The organism is Methanothrix harundinacea 6Ac (genome assembly GCF_000235565.1).
GTDB classification, from domain to species: Archaea; Halobacteriota; Methanosarcinia; order Methanotrichales; family Methanotrichaceae; genus Methanocrinis; species Methanocrinis harundinaceus.
Genome location: NC_017527.1, coordinates 722070 through 735606, shown reverse-complemented (window position 1 = coordinate 735606; position 13537 = coordinate 722070). Strand labels below are relative to the sequence as shown.

Annotated in this window: 12 protein-coding genes; 5 read left to right on the top strand and 7 right to left on the bottom strand. The window is 62.5% G+C overall.

Annotated features, from left to right (window positions below; genetic code table 11):
- The first annotated feature begins 80 nt into the window (after positions 1-80).
- A complete protein-coding gene (locus MHAR_RS03590; RefSeq protein ID WP_014586258.1) occupies positions 81-1454 on the top strand; it encodes an MBL fold metallo-hydrolase RNA specificity domain-containing protein in 1374 nt (457 codons plus the stop codon).
- Between the two features lie 322 nt (positions 1455-1776).
- Positions 1777-1986: a TOBE domain-containing protein gene (locus MHAR_RS03585; RefSeq protein WP_014586257.1), complete on the top strand. Its 210-nt coding sequence runs from the start codon at positions 1777-1779 to the stop codon at positions 1984-1986.
- Here the strand turns inward: MHAR_RS03585 and MHAR_RS03580 are convergent.
- Positions 1967-2485, bottom strand: coding sequence for a M48 metallopeptidase family protein (locus tag MHAR_RS03580; protein WP_014586256.1), 519 nt, complete (start codon positions 2483-2485; stop codon positions 1967-1969). The genes MHAR_RS03585 and MHAR_RS03580 overlap by 20 nt on opposite strands.
- Before the next feature lie 197 nt (positions 2486-2682).
- On the opposite strand from MHAR_RS03580, the gene MHAR_RS03575 reads away from it, so the two are divergent.
- Entirely contained in the window at positions 2683-3009 is a 327-nt protein-coding gene (locus tag MHAR_RS03575) for a hypothetical protein (RefSeq protein ID WP_014586255.1), read from the top strand.
- Positions 3010-3181: 172 nt separating this feature from the next.
- On the opposite strand, the gene MHAR_RS03570 is transcribed toward MHAR_RS03575, so the two are convergent.
- The 3 genes from MHAR_RS03570 to MHAR_RS13620 all read right to left on the bottom strand — a co-directional run bounded on the left by MHAR_RS03570 (position 3182) and on the right by MHAR_RS13620 (position 5897).
- The gene (locus MHAR_RS03570) at positions 3182-3961 is read right to left on the bottom strand and encodes a formate/nitrite transporter family protein (RefSeq protein WP_014586254.1); all 780 of its coding nucleotides are present in this window, start codon (positions 3959-3961) and stop codon (positions 3182-3184) included.
- Between the two features lie 152 nt (positions 3962-4113).
- Positions 4114-5538, bottom strand: a complete 1425-nt coding sequence (gltA, locus tag MHAR_RS03565; RefSeq protein ID WP_048144805.1) for an NADPH-dependent glutamate synthase — start codon at positions 5536-5538, stop codon at positions 4114-4116.
- Positions 5539-5723: 185 nt separating this feature from the next.
- Positions 5724-5897: a hypothetical protein gene (locus MHAR_RS13620; protein WP_187287848.1), complete on the bottom strand. Its 174-nt coding sequence runs from the start codon at positions 5895-5897 to the stop codon at positions 5724-5726.
- A 69-nt stretch (positions 5898-5966) separates the two neighbouring features.
- On the opposite strand from MHAR_RS13620, the gene fdhF reads away from it, so the two are divergent.
- Together fdhF and MHAR_RS03555 are read left to right on the top strand one after the other, a co-directional pair.
- Complete coding sequence (gene fdhF, locus MHAR_RS03560) at positions 5967-8717, top strand: formate dehydrogenase subunit alpha (protein WP_014586252.1); 2751 nt, start codon at positions 5967-5969, stop codon at positions 8715-8717.
- Positions 8718-8719: 2 nt separating this feature from the next.
- Entirely contained in the window at positions 8720-9637 is a 918-nt protein-coding gene (locus tag MHAR_RS03555; protein WP_014586251.1) for a sulfide/dihydroorotate dehydrogenase-like FAD/NAD-binding protein, read from the top strand.
- Between the two features lie 47 nt (positions 9638-9684).
- Here the strand turns inward: MHAR_RS03555 and MHAR_RS13615 are convergent, their stop codons facing one another.
- The 3 genes from MHAR_RS13615 to MHAR_RS03540 form a co-directional block, all read right to left on the bottom strand.
- Positions 9685-9918 (bottom strand): type II toxin-antitoxin system HicB family antitoxin, encoded by a 234-nt coding sequence (locus MHAR_RS13615; protein WP_014586250.1) that lies wholly within the window; start codon positions 9916-9918, stop codon positions 9685-9687.
- A 282-nt stretch (positions 9919-10200) separates the two neighbouring features.
- Positions 10201-11463 (bottom strand): Glu/Leu/Phe/Val family dehydrogenase, encoded by a 1263-nt coding sequence (locus MHAR_RS03545; RefSeq protein ID WP_048144320.1) that lies wholly within the window; start codon positions 11461-11463, stop codon positions 10201-10203.
- 296 nt (positions 11464-11759) lie between these two features.
- Complete coding sequence (locus MHAR_RS03540) at positions 11760-13349, bottom strand: FMN-binding glutamate synthase family protein (protein WP_048144804.1); 1590 nt, start codon at positions 13347-13349, stop codon at positions 11760-11762.
- Positions 13350-13537: the final 188 nt, after the last annotated feature.

Genomic DNA, 13537 nt, shown 5'->3' with positions numbered 1-13537 from the left:
ATGGCTGGTGGTATTTAATTGACCAGCTAAAATCTCACTCTCCGGAAGTTTAATCTGGAGATGACGCTTTTGACTTCCTTATGAAGCTTCACTTCTACGGGGCGGCCGCCGGCGTTACGGGCTCCCACACAGTCCTCGACGCCGGTGATATCCGGGTCGGAGTGGATGCGGGCCTCTTTCAGGGGCGCGATTCGGATCGGAACCGGGGGGGGTTCGGGCACGATCCCCGCTCTCTCGGGGCGCTAATCCTCACCCATGCCCACGTCGACCACAGCGGGAGAATCCCCCTCCTCGTCAAGGAGGGGTTCTCCGGAGAGGTCTACTCGACCCCCGCCACCGAAGACCTCTGCGAGATCATGCTCAAGGACTCCGCTTACCTGATGAAAGAAGAGGCTGACCGGGAAAGCCGCCATCCTGACCAGCGAAATGGCGAGCCCCGACCTCCCCTCTATACGGATGAAGACGTCTCCTACGCTCTCAGGCGGTTCAAGCCCGTCGATTATTATAAAGTCCAGGATATCGGAGGCGCCTCGGCGAGGTTCCTGGACGCAGGCCACATCATCGGATCGGCGATGGTGGAGCTCTCCGTCGGCGGACGGAGGCTGCTCTTCACCGGGGATATGGGGCGGCGCGGCGCTCCCTTCCTCCGGGATCCCGATAGGGTGGAGGAGGCAGACTGGCTGGTGATTGAGTCGACCTACGGGAACCGGGATCATGGAGATATGGCCGATCGGGGCAAGAGGCTGATGGAGGTGATCCTGGAGACGATAGACCGCGGCGGAAACGTCGTCATCCCGGCGTTTGCCGTCGGCCGTACCCAGGAGATAATTTACGAGCTGAATCACTACGCCGAGAGGGGAAGGCTCGAGGGGGTAAAGACCTTTGTAGACAGCCCCATGGCCATCTCGGCTACAGAGATCTACAGCCGCCACCCGGAGTACTTCGATGAGGAGACGCTCCGCCTCCTTTCATCCGGCGACAACCCCCTCGATTTTCCGGGGATCGAGTATGTGAGGTCGAGGGAGGAGTCGAAGGCGATAAACGATATGAAAGATGCGCACATCATCATCTCCGCCAGCGGGATGTGCACCGGCGGCAGGGTCGTCCACCACCTTGCCCAAAACATCGGCCGAAGAGAATCCACCGTCCTCTTCATCGGCTATCAGGCGGAGGGTACCACCGGCCGGATGCTCCTCGACGGCGCCAAGAAGATCAGGATGATGAACAGGGACTGGAACGTCCGGGCCCGGGTCGAATATCTCGACGCCTTCTCGGCCCATGTGGGGCGGACGGGGTTGCTAAATTGGCTCCGCTCCTTCAAAGAGTTCCCCAGGCAGGTCTTCATCAACCACGGGGAGCCGGAGGCGAGCCGCTCCTTCGCCGAGGCGATAAGAAGCGAGTTCGACGCCGAGGTCGTCGTGCCGCAAGCTGGGGGAAAGTACGATCTGAAGTGAGGATGGGGGCGAGACGCTGGCGGGGCGGTGATCCTCCCCTCTCCACCTCTCCCGCCCCGACTGTCGCCGGATACGCGGGCCCGGTTCTGCGAGCATCGAAACCCTTTCCGCCTCTCGGGTCGGTCTCGCTGGTTTGCTTCCCGGGAGGGCGAGAGGTGGGGGCGACGATCGCATCTCCCATCTTGGTGGGCCCTCTTTTTTGGTTGCTTCTTCTTCGATACCATCCGCCCTCCCCCGACCGGTGGGGTATCAATACCCAGAGGTGGTGAGATCGGCATCTATAAAAAGTTCGATATCAGATAATTGAAGGAGGTGATATCAGATGCAGATAAGCGCAAGGAACGTCCTCTCTGGCAGAGTGAAGTCGGTGACTTACGGCGTCGTCAGCGCCGAGGTGGTGGTGGAGCTATCCGGCGGGGAGGAGATCGTCTCCGTGATCACGAAGAGGTCCGCCGAGGAGCTGGGGCTCTCGGAGGGAAAGGAGGTCTTGGTCGTCGTCAAGGCGACGAGCGTCATGATAGCCCTGGAGTGAGCCCCTCCCTCCCCTTTCGCCGCTCCATCCAGTCGAGGGCGAAGAGAAAGCCGATCGCCCTCTCCGTCAGGGGGTAGCGGCCCACCAGCTCCCGGAACCTTTTGTCGTGGCTCGGCTCGAGGAGGTGGGCGAGCTCGTGGACGACGACGTAGTCCTCGACCCACTGGGGGGCGTCTTTCAGCCGGGAGCTGATCCTGATCGTCCCGTCCTCGATGGTGCAGCTCCCAAACCTCTTCATCTGCCGGTCGGAGTAGGAGATCCCCCTCCAGCGGAGGAGGCCGTCGAAGTACTTCCGGTTCAGGTGATCGGCCCTCCTCGCCAGGTGGGCGTCGTCCCTCTCCCCCATCTTCAGGGCCATCCTCGCCCTGAACCGCGATACGTGCTCGGCCAGCTCCCGGTCCGATATGGCCGCCGGCGCCATCACCACCAGGGTGCCCTCCACCATCCGGGCCTGGAGGGTCTTCCTCCGCCGGGGCGACCTCTTGACGATCACTTCCATCCTACATCTCCACTAATATGTCGATGTTATGATATGAATCTCTTTCGGCTATCGTCTCTTTGGGCCCTTCGCCGTCCTGGCGGTCGATCCTCCCCTGCCATTATGATATATTCTTAAAATTTCATAAAAATTGTGAAAACATCTCAAACAAATACATATTAAGCCGACTCCAAAACAACTTCAAGAGGCGGTGATGTATGCAGGCAAGAGATTTGATAGATTGGGATGGAGATTCTGAGGCGGGCGAGGTCTTCTGCGTCGTATCGAACGTGATCTACGGCCCCAACTTCTCCTGGGTCGTCTCGGGCTCCTCCGGCGGGGAGGTGGTGATGAAGATCACCGGCTGCCCCCTCCTGAAGGAAGCGATGGAGATAGGAGCAGATTGTGGGGAGCTGTCCGCGACCTGCCAGGAGTACGTCAGGTCCGCCGTAGAGAACCTCAACCCCCGATGCACCTTTAGGTACACCAAGTGCATGTGCTCCGGCGACGACTGCTGCGAGAACGTCATCGGCGTCCGGACGTGATGTAAAGACATTTTACTCAGCTCTTCTCTCCCTCAACCTCCCGAGGTTGGAGGAGAGGATCGCTCCCATGGGGCTCTCCCCGCCCTGAGGCTGAGGCCCTCGGAGGGGCCTTGGGGCCGGGGGCTCCGGGAGCCTCCGGCATAAAACCGCCCCATCAAAGCTTCTTTCGACCCTAACGGTCGTAAATGTACCAGTAGATCGCCCCCACGAAGAGGGCGCCGCCGACGATGTTCCCCAGGGTGACGGGGATGAGGTTGGCGATGAAGAAGTCGGCCCAGGTGACGGCGGCCCCGTACATGATCCCCGCGGGGATGAAGAACATGTTGGCGACGCTGTGCTCAAACCCTATGGCGACGAAGGCCATGATCGGAAACCAGACCCCAAAGACCTTGCTCGCGACGTCGTCGGAGGCGATGGCGAGCCAGACGGCGAGGCAGACGAGCCAGTTGCATCCGACCCCCTTGAAGAAGAGGGGCCAGAACCCCTGGGAGACCTTCGCCTCAGCGATGCCGGTGATGCTCGAAAGCCACGGATCGGAGGCGAAGAGGCCGGTCATATAGGTGAGGAAGAGGACGACGAAGAGCGAGCCGATGAGGTTCCCGACGTAAGAGAACGTCCAGTTCCTCGCGAGCCCCGACCAGGAGGCCTTCCCGGATAGGACCGCCGGGACGCAGCAGGCGGTGTTGCCGGTGAAGAGCTCTGCCCCCGCCACCACCACCAGGATGAGCCCCACCGGGAAGACGGCCCCGAAGATGAACTTCTGCAAGCCGGGATTTGCCAGCTTGATATCGGGGACCCCCCCGCCGACGATCACCGCCAGGAGCCCTCCGAAGGCGATGAAGGCTCCGGCGAGAAAACCGAGAGCGAGAAGAGGTCCCATGGCCATACCGATCTTGTTGCATCCGATGTTGTCGACCGAGCAGGTCGTCTCCTTTGGCGATTTGAATCCCATCGATCATTCTCCCTGAAATCTATCTCATCTCAAAGACGGATCTTAAAAATGAAGGCTGTAGGCCCCCGGAGCCTCGGTCCAACCTCCGGCCGAGCTCGAGGGGCTGAGAGGTCCCGCCTCGGCTGGAGCAACGGCCCCGGCCGGATGGGCGGTCAGCGGGACCAAGGGCCATCCTCTCGGAGCCAGCGGTCGATGTCCTCGGCCGACCTCTTCCCGGCGCCCATGGCGCTGATGACGGTGGCGCCGCCGGTGGTTATGTCCCCTCCGGCCCAGACCCCCTCCCGGGAGGTCCTCCCGGAGTCGTTGACGACTATGGTGCCCCACCGGGTCGTCTCGAGCCCCGGGGTGTTCCCCGGGAGGAGGGGGTTTGGGGTGGTCCCGACGGCGATGATGACGGTGTCGACGTCGACGATCCGCTCGGAGCCCTTCTCGACAACGGGCCTGCGCCTACCGCTCTCATCCGGCTCGCCGAGGACCATCCTCACCACCTCCATCCCCGCCACCCTACCCCGGTCGTCTGCTACAAACCGGGTGGGGTTCGTCAGGAAGTCGAAGATCACCCCCTCCTCCTTGGCGTTCTCGATCTCCTCGAGCCTCGCCGGCATCTCCGCCTCCGACCGGCGGTATACCACGTGGACCTCCTCCGCCCCCAGCCTGACGGCGCACCTCGCCGCATCCATGGCCACGTTCCCGCCGCCGACGACCGCCACCCTCTTCCCCTGCCTGATGGGGGTGTCGTACTCGGGGAACCGGTATGCCTTCATCAGGTTGACCCGGGTGAGGTACTCGTTGGCGGAGTAGACGCCGTTGAGGTTCTCGCCGGGGACGCCGAGGAAGCGGGGCGCTCCGGCGCCGATCCCGAGGAATACGGCGTCAAAGCCGTTCTTCAGGAGCTCATCGACCTGGACGAGCCTCCCCACCACCGAGTCGAGTTCGAAGGTGACCCCGAGGCTCTTGACGTACTCGACCTCCGACCGGACGATCGCCTTGGGGAGGCGGAACTCCGGGATCCCGTAGATCAGAACCCCCCCGGCGTCGTGGAGCGCCTCAAAGACGGTGACCTGGTGGCCCATCCTGGCAAGGTCGGCGGCGGCGGTGATCCCCGCGGGGCCAGCGCCGACGACCGCCACCCTCTTTCCCGCCTGAAACTCCGCCGACCGGCGGGGGCGATCCGGGAGGGCGTTCTTCGACTCCCAGTCGGCGACGAACCTCTCCAGACGGCCGATGGCGATGGGGGCGCCCTTCTTCTCCAGGACGCACCGGCTCTCGCACTGGACCTCCTGGGGGCAGACCCGTCCGCATATCCCGGGGAGGCTGTTTTTGGCTTTAATGATCCGGACCGCATCCTCCATCTCGCCATCCCGGACCGCCCTTATAAAAGCCGGGATATCTATCCCCACTGGACAGCCTTCCATACATCTCGGGTTCTTGCACTGGATGCACCTATCGGCCTCTTCTGCGGCCTGATCCTCGGCGTAGCCGAGAGCCACCTCGGAGAAGTTATGCCGCCGCTCCTCTGGAGACTGCTTGGGCATCGATACCCGGTTCAGGTTCAGCTTCTTCTTATTATCAGACATCTTATCCCGCTTCGATATCCTGATGCTCTCCCGGCTCTTCGGATGACGCCTTCCCAGCGCCGTCACCTTCGGCGTGGGAGCCCTCTTTGCCTAGACGAAAGCGGCGATAAGATGGGGCCCCCTGGCTTGCTGCCATCGAAATCCTCCCTTCGATGGGCTGTGGCATTCAACCTAATCCAGGATATTTAAATCTTTTCGGTTTTCGCCTTCCGGCGTCCCTCGATCGCCACCGGTCTAAACTCTTTTGGAGGAGGCCCGAACGAGGCGGAGAGATCTTTCCGGCCCATCAGTACATATATATTATCCATCAAGGCGGCGGTCGCCCCGTTTGATTCAAATACACCATCTAGAAGTTCCATTTCAAGCGGAAAATCGAGAGCAACTTAGAAATATGACGACGGAACTCCTAAAACTGAGCGGTGGTGAAAGTGGACGAGATCGCCCTAACCATTGATGGACGGAAGGTCAGGACCAGGAGAGGGGCTACGGTCCTGGAAGCTGCCCGAGGGGCCGGGATCTACATACCGGCCTTATGCGACCATCCGGACCTGACGCCCATCGGATCGTGTAAACTCTGCATCGTCGAGATCGAGGGAGAGAGCCTCCGCCCCACCTCCTGCACCACCCTGGCCGAGGAGGGGATGGTGGTCCTGACCAGGACGGAGGAGCTCCAGGAGATGCGCCGATCCGCCCTGGAGCTGATCCTCGCCCTCACCCACCACCCGACGAGCTGCCTCTTCTGCGACCGGAAGGAGGAGTGCTCAGACCTCCGGGAGTGCATGAGGAAGTTTCCCGCGGCGGTGGGGTGCAAGTACTGTCCCAACGACGGCCGGTGCGAGCTGCAGGATGTGGTGGAGTACGTCGGCCTGGAGAGGATCAGGTACGAAACGAGCTACCGAAACCAGCCGGTCCTCCGGGAGCCCTTCTTCGACCGCGACTACAACCTCTGCATCCTCTGCAGCCGGTGCGTCCGGACCTGCCAGGAGGTGAGGGGGGAGGGGGTCCTCACCTTCGACGTCAACTACCATCACCACCACACCATCGGACCGGTCTCCCTCTTCGAGTCGGAGTGCAAGTTCTGCGGCGCCTGCGTCGACGTCTGTCCTACGGGGGCGCTCTTCGCCAGGGCCGAGAGGTGGGGGAGGCCCGAGGAGACCGTCACCACCGTCTGCCCCTTCTGCGGCGTCGGCTGCGTCATGGATCTCGGCGTTCTGGACGGACACATCGTCACGATCCGGGGGAAGAGGGGCGAGACCCCGAACCGCGGCCAGCTCTGCGTCAAGGGGAGGTTCGGCCTCGACTTCGTCGAGAGCCGGGAGCGTCTGAAGACCCCCCTCATCCGGAAGGGAGGGGAGCTCGTCCCCGCCACCTGGGAGGAGGCGCTCTCGGTCGTCGTCGAGAGGTTCTCCCGCGCCAAAGGTGACCGCTTCGCCCTCCTCTCCTCCGCCAAATGCACCAACGAGGAGAACTACCTCGCCCAGAAGCTCGCGCGGCTGGTGATGGAGACGAACAACGTCGACCACTGCGCCCGCCTCTGCCACGCCTCCACCGTCGCCGCCCTGGCGACGGCCTTCGGGAGCGGGGCGATGACCAACTCCATCGAGGAGCTGGCGGACGCGGGGTGCATCCTGATCATAGGGTCGAACACCACCGAGCAGCACCCCGTCATCGCCCTCAGGATCAAGGAGGCGAAGAGGAGAGGGGCGAAGATCATCGTCGCCAACCCCCGGTGGATCGAGCTCTGTAAATTTGCGGACGTTTGGCTGAGGCAGACCCCGGGGACGGACGTCCCCCTCGTCCTCGCCCTCTGCAAGGTGATCCTGGAGGAGGGGCTCCTCGACGAGGAGTTCATCGGGGAGCGGTGCGAGGGGTTCGAGGAGTTCCGGGAATCCCTGGCCGGGGTCACCCTGGAAGAGGCGGCCGCCATCACCGGCGTAGAGGTCGGTCTGATCGAGGAGGCGGCCCGGATCTACGCCTCAAACGGCCCTTCGTCTATCGTCTACTCCATGGGGATAACCCAGCACTCCCACGGGACCGAGAACATCCTCGCCCTCGCCGACCTGGCGATGATGACCGGAAACCTCGGAAAGCCCTCCAGCGGCATAAACCCCCTCCGGGGCCAGAACAACGTCCAGGGGGCGTGCGACATGGGTGCCCTCCCCAACGTCCTCCCCGGCTACCAGGCGGTGACGAACGACGACCTGAGGAGGAAGTTTGAGGCCCGCTGGGATAGAGAGCTCCCCAAGCGGCCGGGGCTCACCCTCATGGAGATCTTCAACGCCATCCACGCCGGGGGCGTAGATGTCTTGTACATCATCGGCGAGAACCCCCAGATCAGCGACCCCGACTCCACCCACGTCGTCGAGGCCCTGGAGAAGGTCGACTTCCTCGTCGTCCAGGAGATATTCCTATCGGAGACGGCGATGCATGCCGACGTGGTTCTTCCGGCGGCGAGCTTCGCCGAGAAGGACGGGACCTTCACCAACACCGAGCGGCGGGTCCAGAGGGTGAGGCGGGCGGTCCCGCCGCCGGGGGAGGCGAGGCCCGACTGGAGGATCATCTCGGAGATCGGGAGGAGGATGGGGTACCCGGATCAGTTCTCCTACTCCCACCCCTCGGAGATCATGGAGGAGATCGCCTCCCTCACCCCCAGCTACGGCGGGATCAGCTACGAGAGGATCGCGGGAGCTGGGCTCCAGTGGCCGTGCCCCGGACCCGACCACCCCGGGACGAGGTACCTCCACAAAGACGGGTTCACCCGGGGGAAGGGGCTCTTCACGCCCCTATCTTACCGCCCCTCAGCGGAGCTTCCCGACGGGGATTACCCCTTCATCCTCACCACCGGGAGGGTCCTCTGCCACTTCCACACCGGGACGATGACGAGGAAGGTGGCGGGGCTGAACTACCTCCGGGGCGAGGAGCTGGTGGAGATAAACCCCGGGGATGGGGAGGTCCTGGGGATCGGGGACGGAGACCTGGTGGAGGTCTCCTCCCGGAGGGGGAAGGTGAGGGCGAAGGCGAGGCTGACGGAGAAGTCCTCGCCGGGGGTCGTCTTCATGACCTTCCACTTCGCCGAGACCCCCACCAACGTCCTGACAAACCCGGCCCTAGACCCCGTCGCCAAGATCCCCGAGCTGAAGGTCTGCGCCGTCAGCCTATCCAAAGCGGTTGGTGATTGAAGATGTACCAGATAGTCGAGAAGGAGGCCCTCGTCCCCAACATCATCTACCTGAAGATCAGGGCCCCCAAGGTCGCCAAGGCCGCCCGCCCCGGCCAGTTTGTGATCATCAGGGTGGACGAGACGGGCGAGAGGGTACCGATGGGCCTCGCCGGCTGGGACGCTGAAGAGGGGACGATCGAGATCGTCTTCTACGTCCTGGGGACCTCCACCATGAAGCTCGGAACCTTGCGGGTGGGGGACTCCGTCCTCAACCTGGCGGGCCCCCTGGGGACCCCCACCGAGGTCGGCAACTTCGGTACGGTGATCTGCGCCTGCGGCTGCTTCGGGATCGGCCCCACCATGCCCCTGATAAAGGCCCTCAAGGAGGCGGGAAACCGGGTGATTACGGCGGTGGAGGGGCGGAGCCGGGAGTTCATCTTCTGGGAGGATAGGCTGAGGGAGGCTAGCGACGAGGTCGTTATCCTGGCGGGGGACGGAAGCTGTGGCGATGCCGGATGGACGAACGACTTCATCAAGCGGAGGCTTGCGGAGGAGAAGATCGAACGGATCTTCGTCCACGGATGCCCCTTCATGATGATGGAGGCGGCGAGGGCGAGCGAGCCCTTCGGGGTCAAGACGATCGTCAGCCTCACCCCCCTGATGGTGGACGGGACCGGGATGTGCGGCGCCTGCCGGGTCGAGGTGGGGGGAGAGACGAAGTTCGCCTGCGTCGACGGCCCGGACTTCGACGGCCACCAGGTCAACTGGGAGACCCTCGCCCTCCGGCTCCGCCAGTTCATCCCCGAGGAGGACCGGTCTCACATGCTCTGGGAGAGGGATAACTGGCACAGGCTGGTGGAGCTGGCGCCCCAGGCTCTGAACCCCACCCTGGGGAGGTCCGAGGAGAAGAATAAGAAGAAGGCTGCCTGCTCCAGCTAGGCCGTCTCATAATGTAAATAGAGCCGAGATCTTTCTGGTCAGAACTCTCATCTTACCAGCTCTATCCTCGTGGCGAACTTGTGGGGGGAGATCGCAGCCGACTCCACGTCGCCGAGGACCCCCCGGCTCTCGGCATCCTCGAGGTAGAACCAGGCCGCCTCCTCCAGCCGGCCGAGGGCCTCCTCGGGGGTGGCGCCTATGCTTGAGATCCCCAGCTCCGGGCATTTTGAGATGTAAGACCGGTCCCCCTCCCATATCTCGGCGGTAAGGTTCAGTTTCATCTTACGTTCCTCCGTCACGAACTTTAACAATTATTAGGCGTGGTCGTTCCATCAATATATCAGTTCTCCGTCTGATGGAAAAATTCGACCCCGGCGGCGGAACTTGAGGGGAAAATGATATATTATCCCCATCAGGAACGCCCATTCCTCCAGCCTGTCCGGCGCGAAGGTGGCGAAGCGAGACGGAAAAAAGAAGAGAAATTGGGAGGATCGGACCCTCCCCGGCGACCATCTTCCGAGCCGTCCCGTTTTTTCCCCTCTGGCTGTTGAGAAGAGAGATGGTCAGTCGGTCCCGATCCAGCCCCGGATCTTCATCGCCTCGACGACGCGGCCGACGGCGACGACGTAGGCTGCCTGGCGCATGTTTATGTTGTAATCCTTTGAGGTCTCGAGGACGGAGTGGTAGGCCCGGGTCATCCTGGCGTCGAGCCTCTTTCGGACCTCTTCGACGTCCCAGCAGTACCTGTCGATGTTCTGGACCATCTCGAAGTAGGAGACGGTGACGCCGCCAGCGTTGCAGAGGAAGTCGGGGATGACGTGGACCCCCTTCTTGTAGAGGATCTCGTCCGCCTCGGGAGTGGTGGGGCCGTTGGCGAGCTCCGCGACGATCTTCGCCTTAATCCTGGGGGCGTTCTCCTTGGTGATGACGTTCTCGAGGGCGGCGACGATCAGGATGTCGACGTCGAGCTCCAGGAGCTCCTCGTTGGTGATCTTGACCGTCGTCTTCCTCGGGGAATTGACGACGGTGCAGGTCTCTTTCTTGACGCTGCAGGCGAGCTCCAGGTCGAGGCCGTCCTTGTTGTAGATCCCGCCCTTGGAGTCGCTGATCGCCACCACCCTGGAGCCGAAGAGCTCCCGGCAGAGGAAGGAGGCATGGCATCCGGCGTTCCCGTACCCCTGGATGGCGACTGTAGCCCCGGAGAGGTCGATCCCCAGCTCTTTTGCCGCCTCCCGGATGGTGAACATGCCGCCCCGGGCCGTGGCGTCGTCTCGGCCGCAGGAGCCGCCTATGCAGAGGGGCTTTCCGGTGATGCAGCCGAACTCGTTCTTCCCCGTGATCTTCGAGTACTCGTCCATCATCCAGGCCATGATCTGGGGGGTGGTGTAGACGTCGGGGGCGGGGACGTCCTTCTCGGGGCCTATGAACTGCCAGATCCGGTCGATGTACCCCCTGCTGAGCCGCTCCAGCTCGGTCATGCTGAGCTCCTTGGGGTTGCAGATGACGCCGCCCTTCCCACCCCCCAGGGGGAGGTCGAGGAGGGAGCACTTCCAGGTCATCCAGGCGGCGAGGGCCCTGACGGTGTCGATCGTCTCATCGGGGTGGAACCTGATGCCGCCCTTAGCCGGCCCCTTGGCGTCGTTGTACTGGACCCGGAACCCCTGGAAGACCTTGGTGCTTCCATCGTCCATCCGGACCGGGATGGAGACGTGAAGCTCCCGCATGGGGTGCTTCAACATCTCGCGGACGCCCTCACTCAGATTCATTATTTTTGCACAGTTATCCAGCTGCTCTTTAGCTATCTCAAATGGGTTGAGTTCTGCCATCCCTATATCACCCTACTTGGCTTCCGCCAAACCATCGATCACAACGAGTTAGGAGGAAGGCCATGTCTGCAACCCATAGTTAAATCTTATGAGTAACATTTATTTATGACTAAATGGACCATCCTGGCCGGGAATTAATATTTAAGCATTCTGGATGGCGGGGCGGAGGAGGGACGAGAATAAAAGAGATAATACTTTATTAATAAATTTGTATTTGGCAGCGGGGGGGGATCTTCGGCGGCTCGGCCGTCGAGCCGATCCCGGCCCCATCCCCTCATCCGCCAAATAGGGACGCCTCAGCCGTCGAGGATCTCCTCGGCGACGTCCCGGTAGGCGTCCATGACGTAGGGTATGCCACTGACCCGGGCCGCCTCTTCGGTGAGGGCCATGACGTCGTTTCTCGATATGCTCTTGAGGCTGAAGTTCCTGCTCCCGGCCATCAGCTGCTGGAGGCCGACCTGGAACCTCTGGGCGTAGGTGTAGATCCCCATCGCCCCCAGGGGTATCTCCTCGACCTCTCTTCCGTACTTCTCGGCCAGCTCCTCGTAGGTGACGAAGAGCTGCTTTGCGGTCGTCCCGTACTTGGAGACGGACTTGGGAAGCTCTCCTGAGCCGATCCACTTCTGGATGTTCTTTCCGACCATCCCCGGGATCATCAGAGCCCTGCCCATGCAGACCGCCCTGAAGTAGGGGGCGCCGATGGCGATCGCCTTGAAGACCCCGTCCTCGGAGGAGAAGCCTCCGGCGATGGCGAGGTCGGGGACCCTCATACCCCTCTTTCCGAGCCGCTCTGCGAACTCCCGGGCGAGGGACTGGAGGTAGAAGGTGGGGATCCCCCACTCGTTCATCATCGGCCAGGGGCTCATCCCCGTCCCTCCGGGGGCGCCGTCTATGGTGAGGAGGTCTATCTTCGCCTCCGACCCGTACCGGAGGGCCATGGCGAGCTCCGCCATGGAGTAGGCCCCGGTCTTGAGGGTGATCCTCTTGAAGCCCAGGTCCCTGAGCCTGTCCACCTCTTCGAGGAAGCTTTCTTTGGTGACGAAGCCGAGGCGGGAGTGCCGCTCGAACTCCTTTATCGCCCCGTCCCGGAAGGCCTGCTGGACCTCCCTCTTGGAGGGGTCGGGCCTCACGATGTAGCCCCTCTTCTGCAGCTCCAGGGCCCTCTCCAGGGACCGGACCTTGATCTCGCCCCCGATGCACTTTGCCCCCTGCCCCCACTTCAGCTCCAGGGTGTCCAGCTCGTGCCTCATCGAGACGTACTCGGCGGTCCCGAGGCGGGTGTCCTCGACGTTCATCTGGACGAGGATCTCGCCGTACCCCTCGTGAAACCGCTTATAGGTCTCGATCCTCCGGTCCATCTCCGGAGACCGGGAGACCTTCCCCCTGCCGTCGAGGACGAGCTCCGGATCGACGCCGCAGACGTTCTCGCCGCAGACGAGGGTGATCCCCGATATGGCGGCACCGATGGCGAAGTGCTCCCAGTTCGCCCCGGCGATGTCGGTGGAGCCGAGGGCTCCGGTGAATATGGGGACCTTCATCTTCACCTTTCTATCCCAGCCGTACTCGGTCTCGGTATCGACCTCGTTGAAGACGGCGGTGTCGGGGTTCCCCTCGATCCCGGGGGGGAGGCCCCGGGCGCCGACGGCGTACCCCTGGATGTTTATGTGAGAGTAGTCGATGGGATAGTCCTTGTCAGCCCCGGCGGTCACCTCGCCGAAGGGGCCGGGGTAGAGGACCTCCCGGCCTCGGAAGGAGGATAACCAGATGTCACAGCCGCCCCTGCAGCCGTCGACACATCGGGTGCAGATCCCGGACATGGGGGCGACGTTCCTCGACCGGTTGAAGGTCCCGATCGCTTCGTTGGCGTTTGGCTGTCTGAGGTTCATAAAATCCACCATAAGTCTCCAGATCATCTCCCCCAGGGCGGGACCCGCCCCGGGGAGGGAGGGTTTACCAGAATGGGACTTCCGGCCAACTTATATATAAAGATTTCTTGGCTTAGGCGGAGGGCTCCTGGGAATAAAAAGGGGAGGATTTAGAGAGGTGAGGTATACGCTCCCAGATCTTCGAGGAC

Bases quoted from the DNA above. Each gene is read 5' to 3' on its own strand.
- MHAR_RS03575 (WP_014586255.1), top strand. From the start codon at position 2,683: ATGCAGGCAAGAGATTTGATAGATTGGGATGGAGATTCTGAGGCGGGC.
- MHAR_RS03570 (WP_014586254.1), bottom strand. From the start codon at position 3,961: ATGGGATTCAAATCGCCAAAGGAGACGACCTGCTCGGTCGACAACATC.
- MHAR_RS13615 (WP_014586250.1), bottom strand. From the start codon at position 9,918: ATGAAACTGAACCTTACCGCCGAGATATGGGAGGGGGACCGGTCTTAC.
- MHAR_RS03545 (WP_048144320.1), bottom strand. From the start codon at position 11,463: ATGGCAGAACTCAACCCATTTGAGATAGCTAAAGAGCAGCTGGATAAC.
- gltA (WP_048144805.1), bottom strand. From the start codon at position 5,538: ATGTCTGATAATAAGAAGAAGCTGAACCTGAACCGGGTATCGATGCCC.
- MHAR_RS03580 (WP_014586256.1), bottom strand. From the start codon at position 2,485: ATGGAAGTGATCGTCAAGAGGTCGCCCCGGCGGAGGAAGACCCTCCAG.
- MHAR_RS03585 (WP_014586257.1), top strand. From the start codon at position 1,777: ATGCAGATAAGCGCAAGGAACGTCCTCTCTGGCAGAGTGAAGTCGGTG.
- MHAR_RS03590 (WP_014586258.1), top strand. From the start codon at position 81: ATGAAGCTTCACTTCTACGGGGCGGCCGCCGGCGTTACGGGCTCCCAC.
- MHAR_RS13620 (WP_187287848.1), bottom strand. From the start codon at position 5,897: ATGGAACTTCTAGATGGTGTATTTGAATCAAACGGGGCGACCGCCGCC.
- MHAR_RS03555 (WP_014586251.1), top strand. From the start codon at position 8,720: ATGTACCAGATAGTCGAGAAGGAGGCCCTCGTCCCCAACATCATCTAC.
- MHAR_RS03540 (WP_048144804.1), bottom strand. From the start codon at position 13,349: ATGAACCTCAGACAGCCAAACGCCAACGAAGCGATCGGGACCTTCAAC.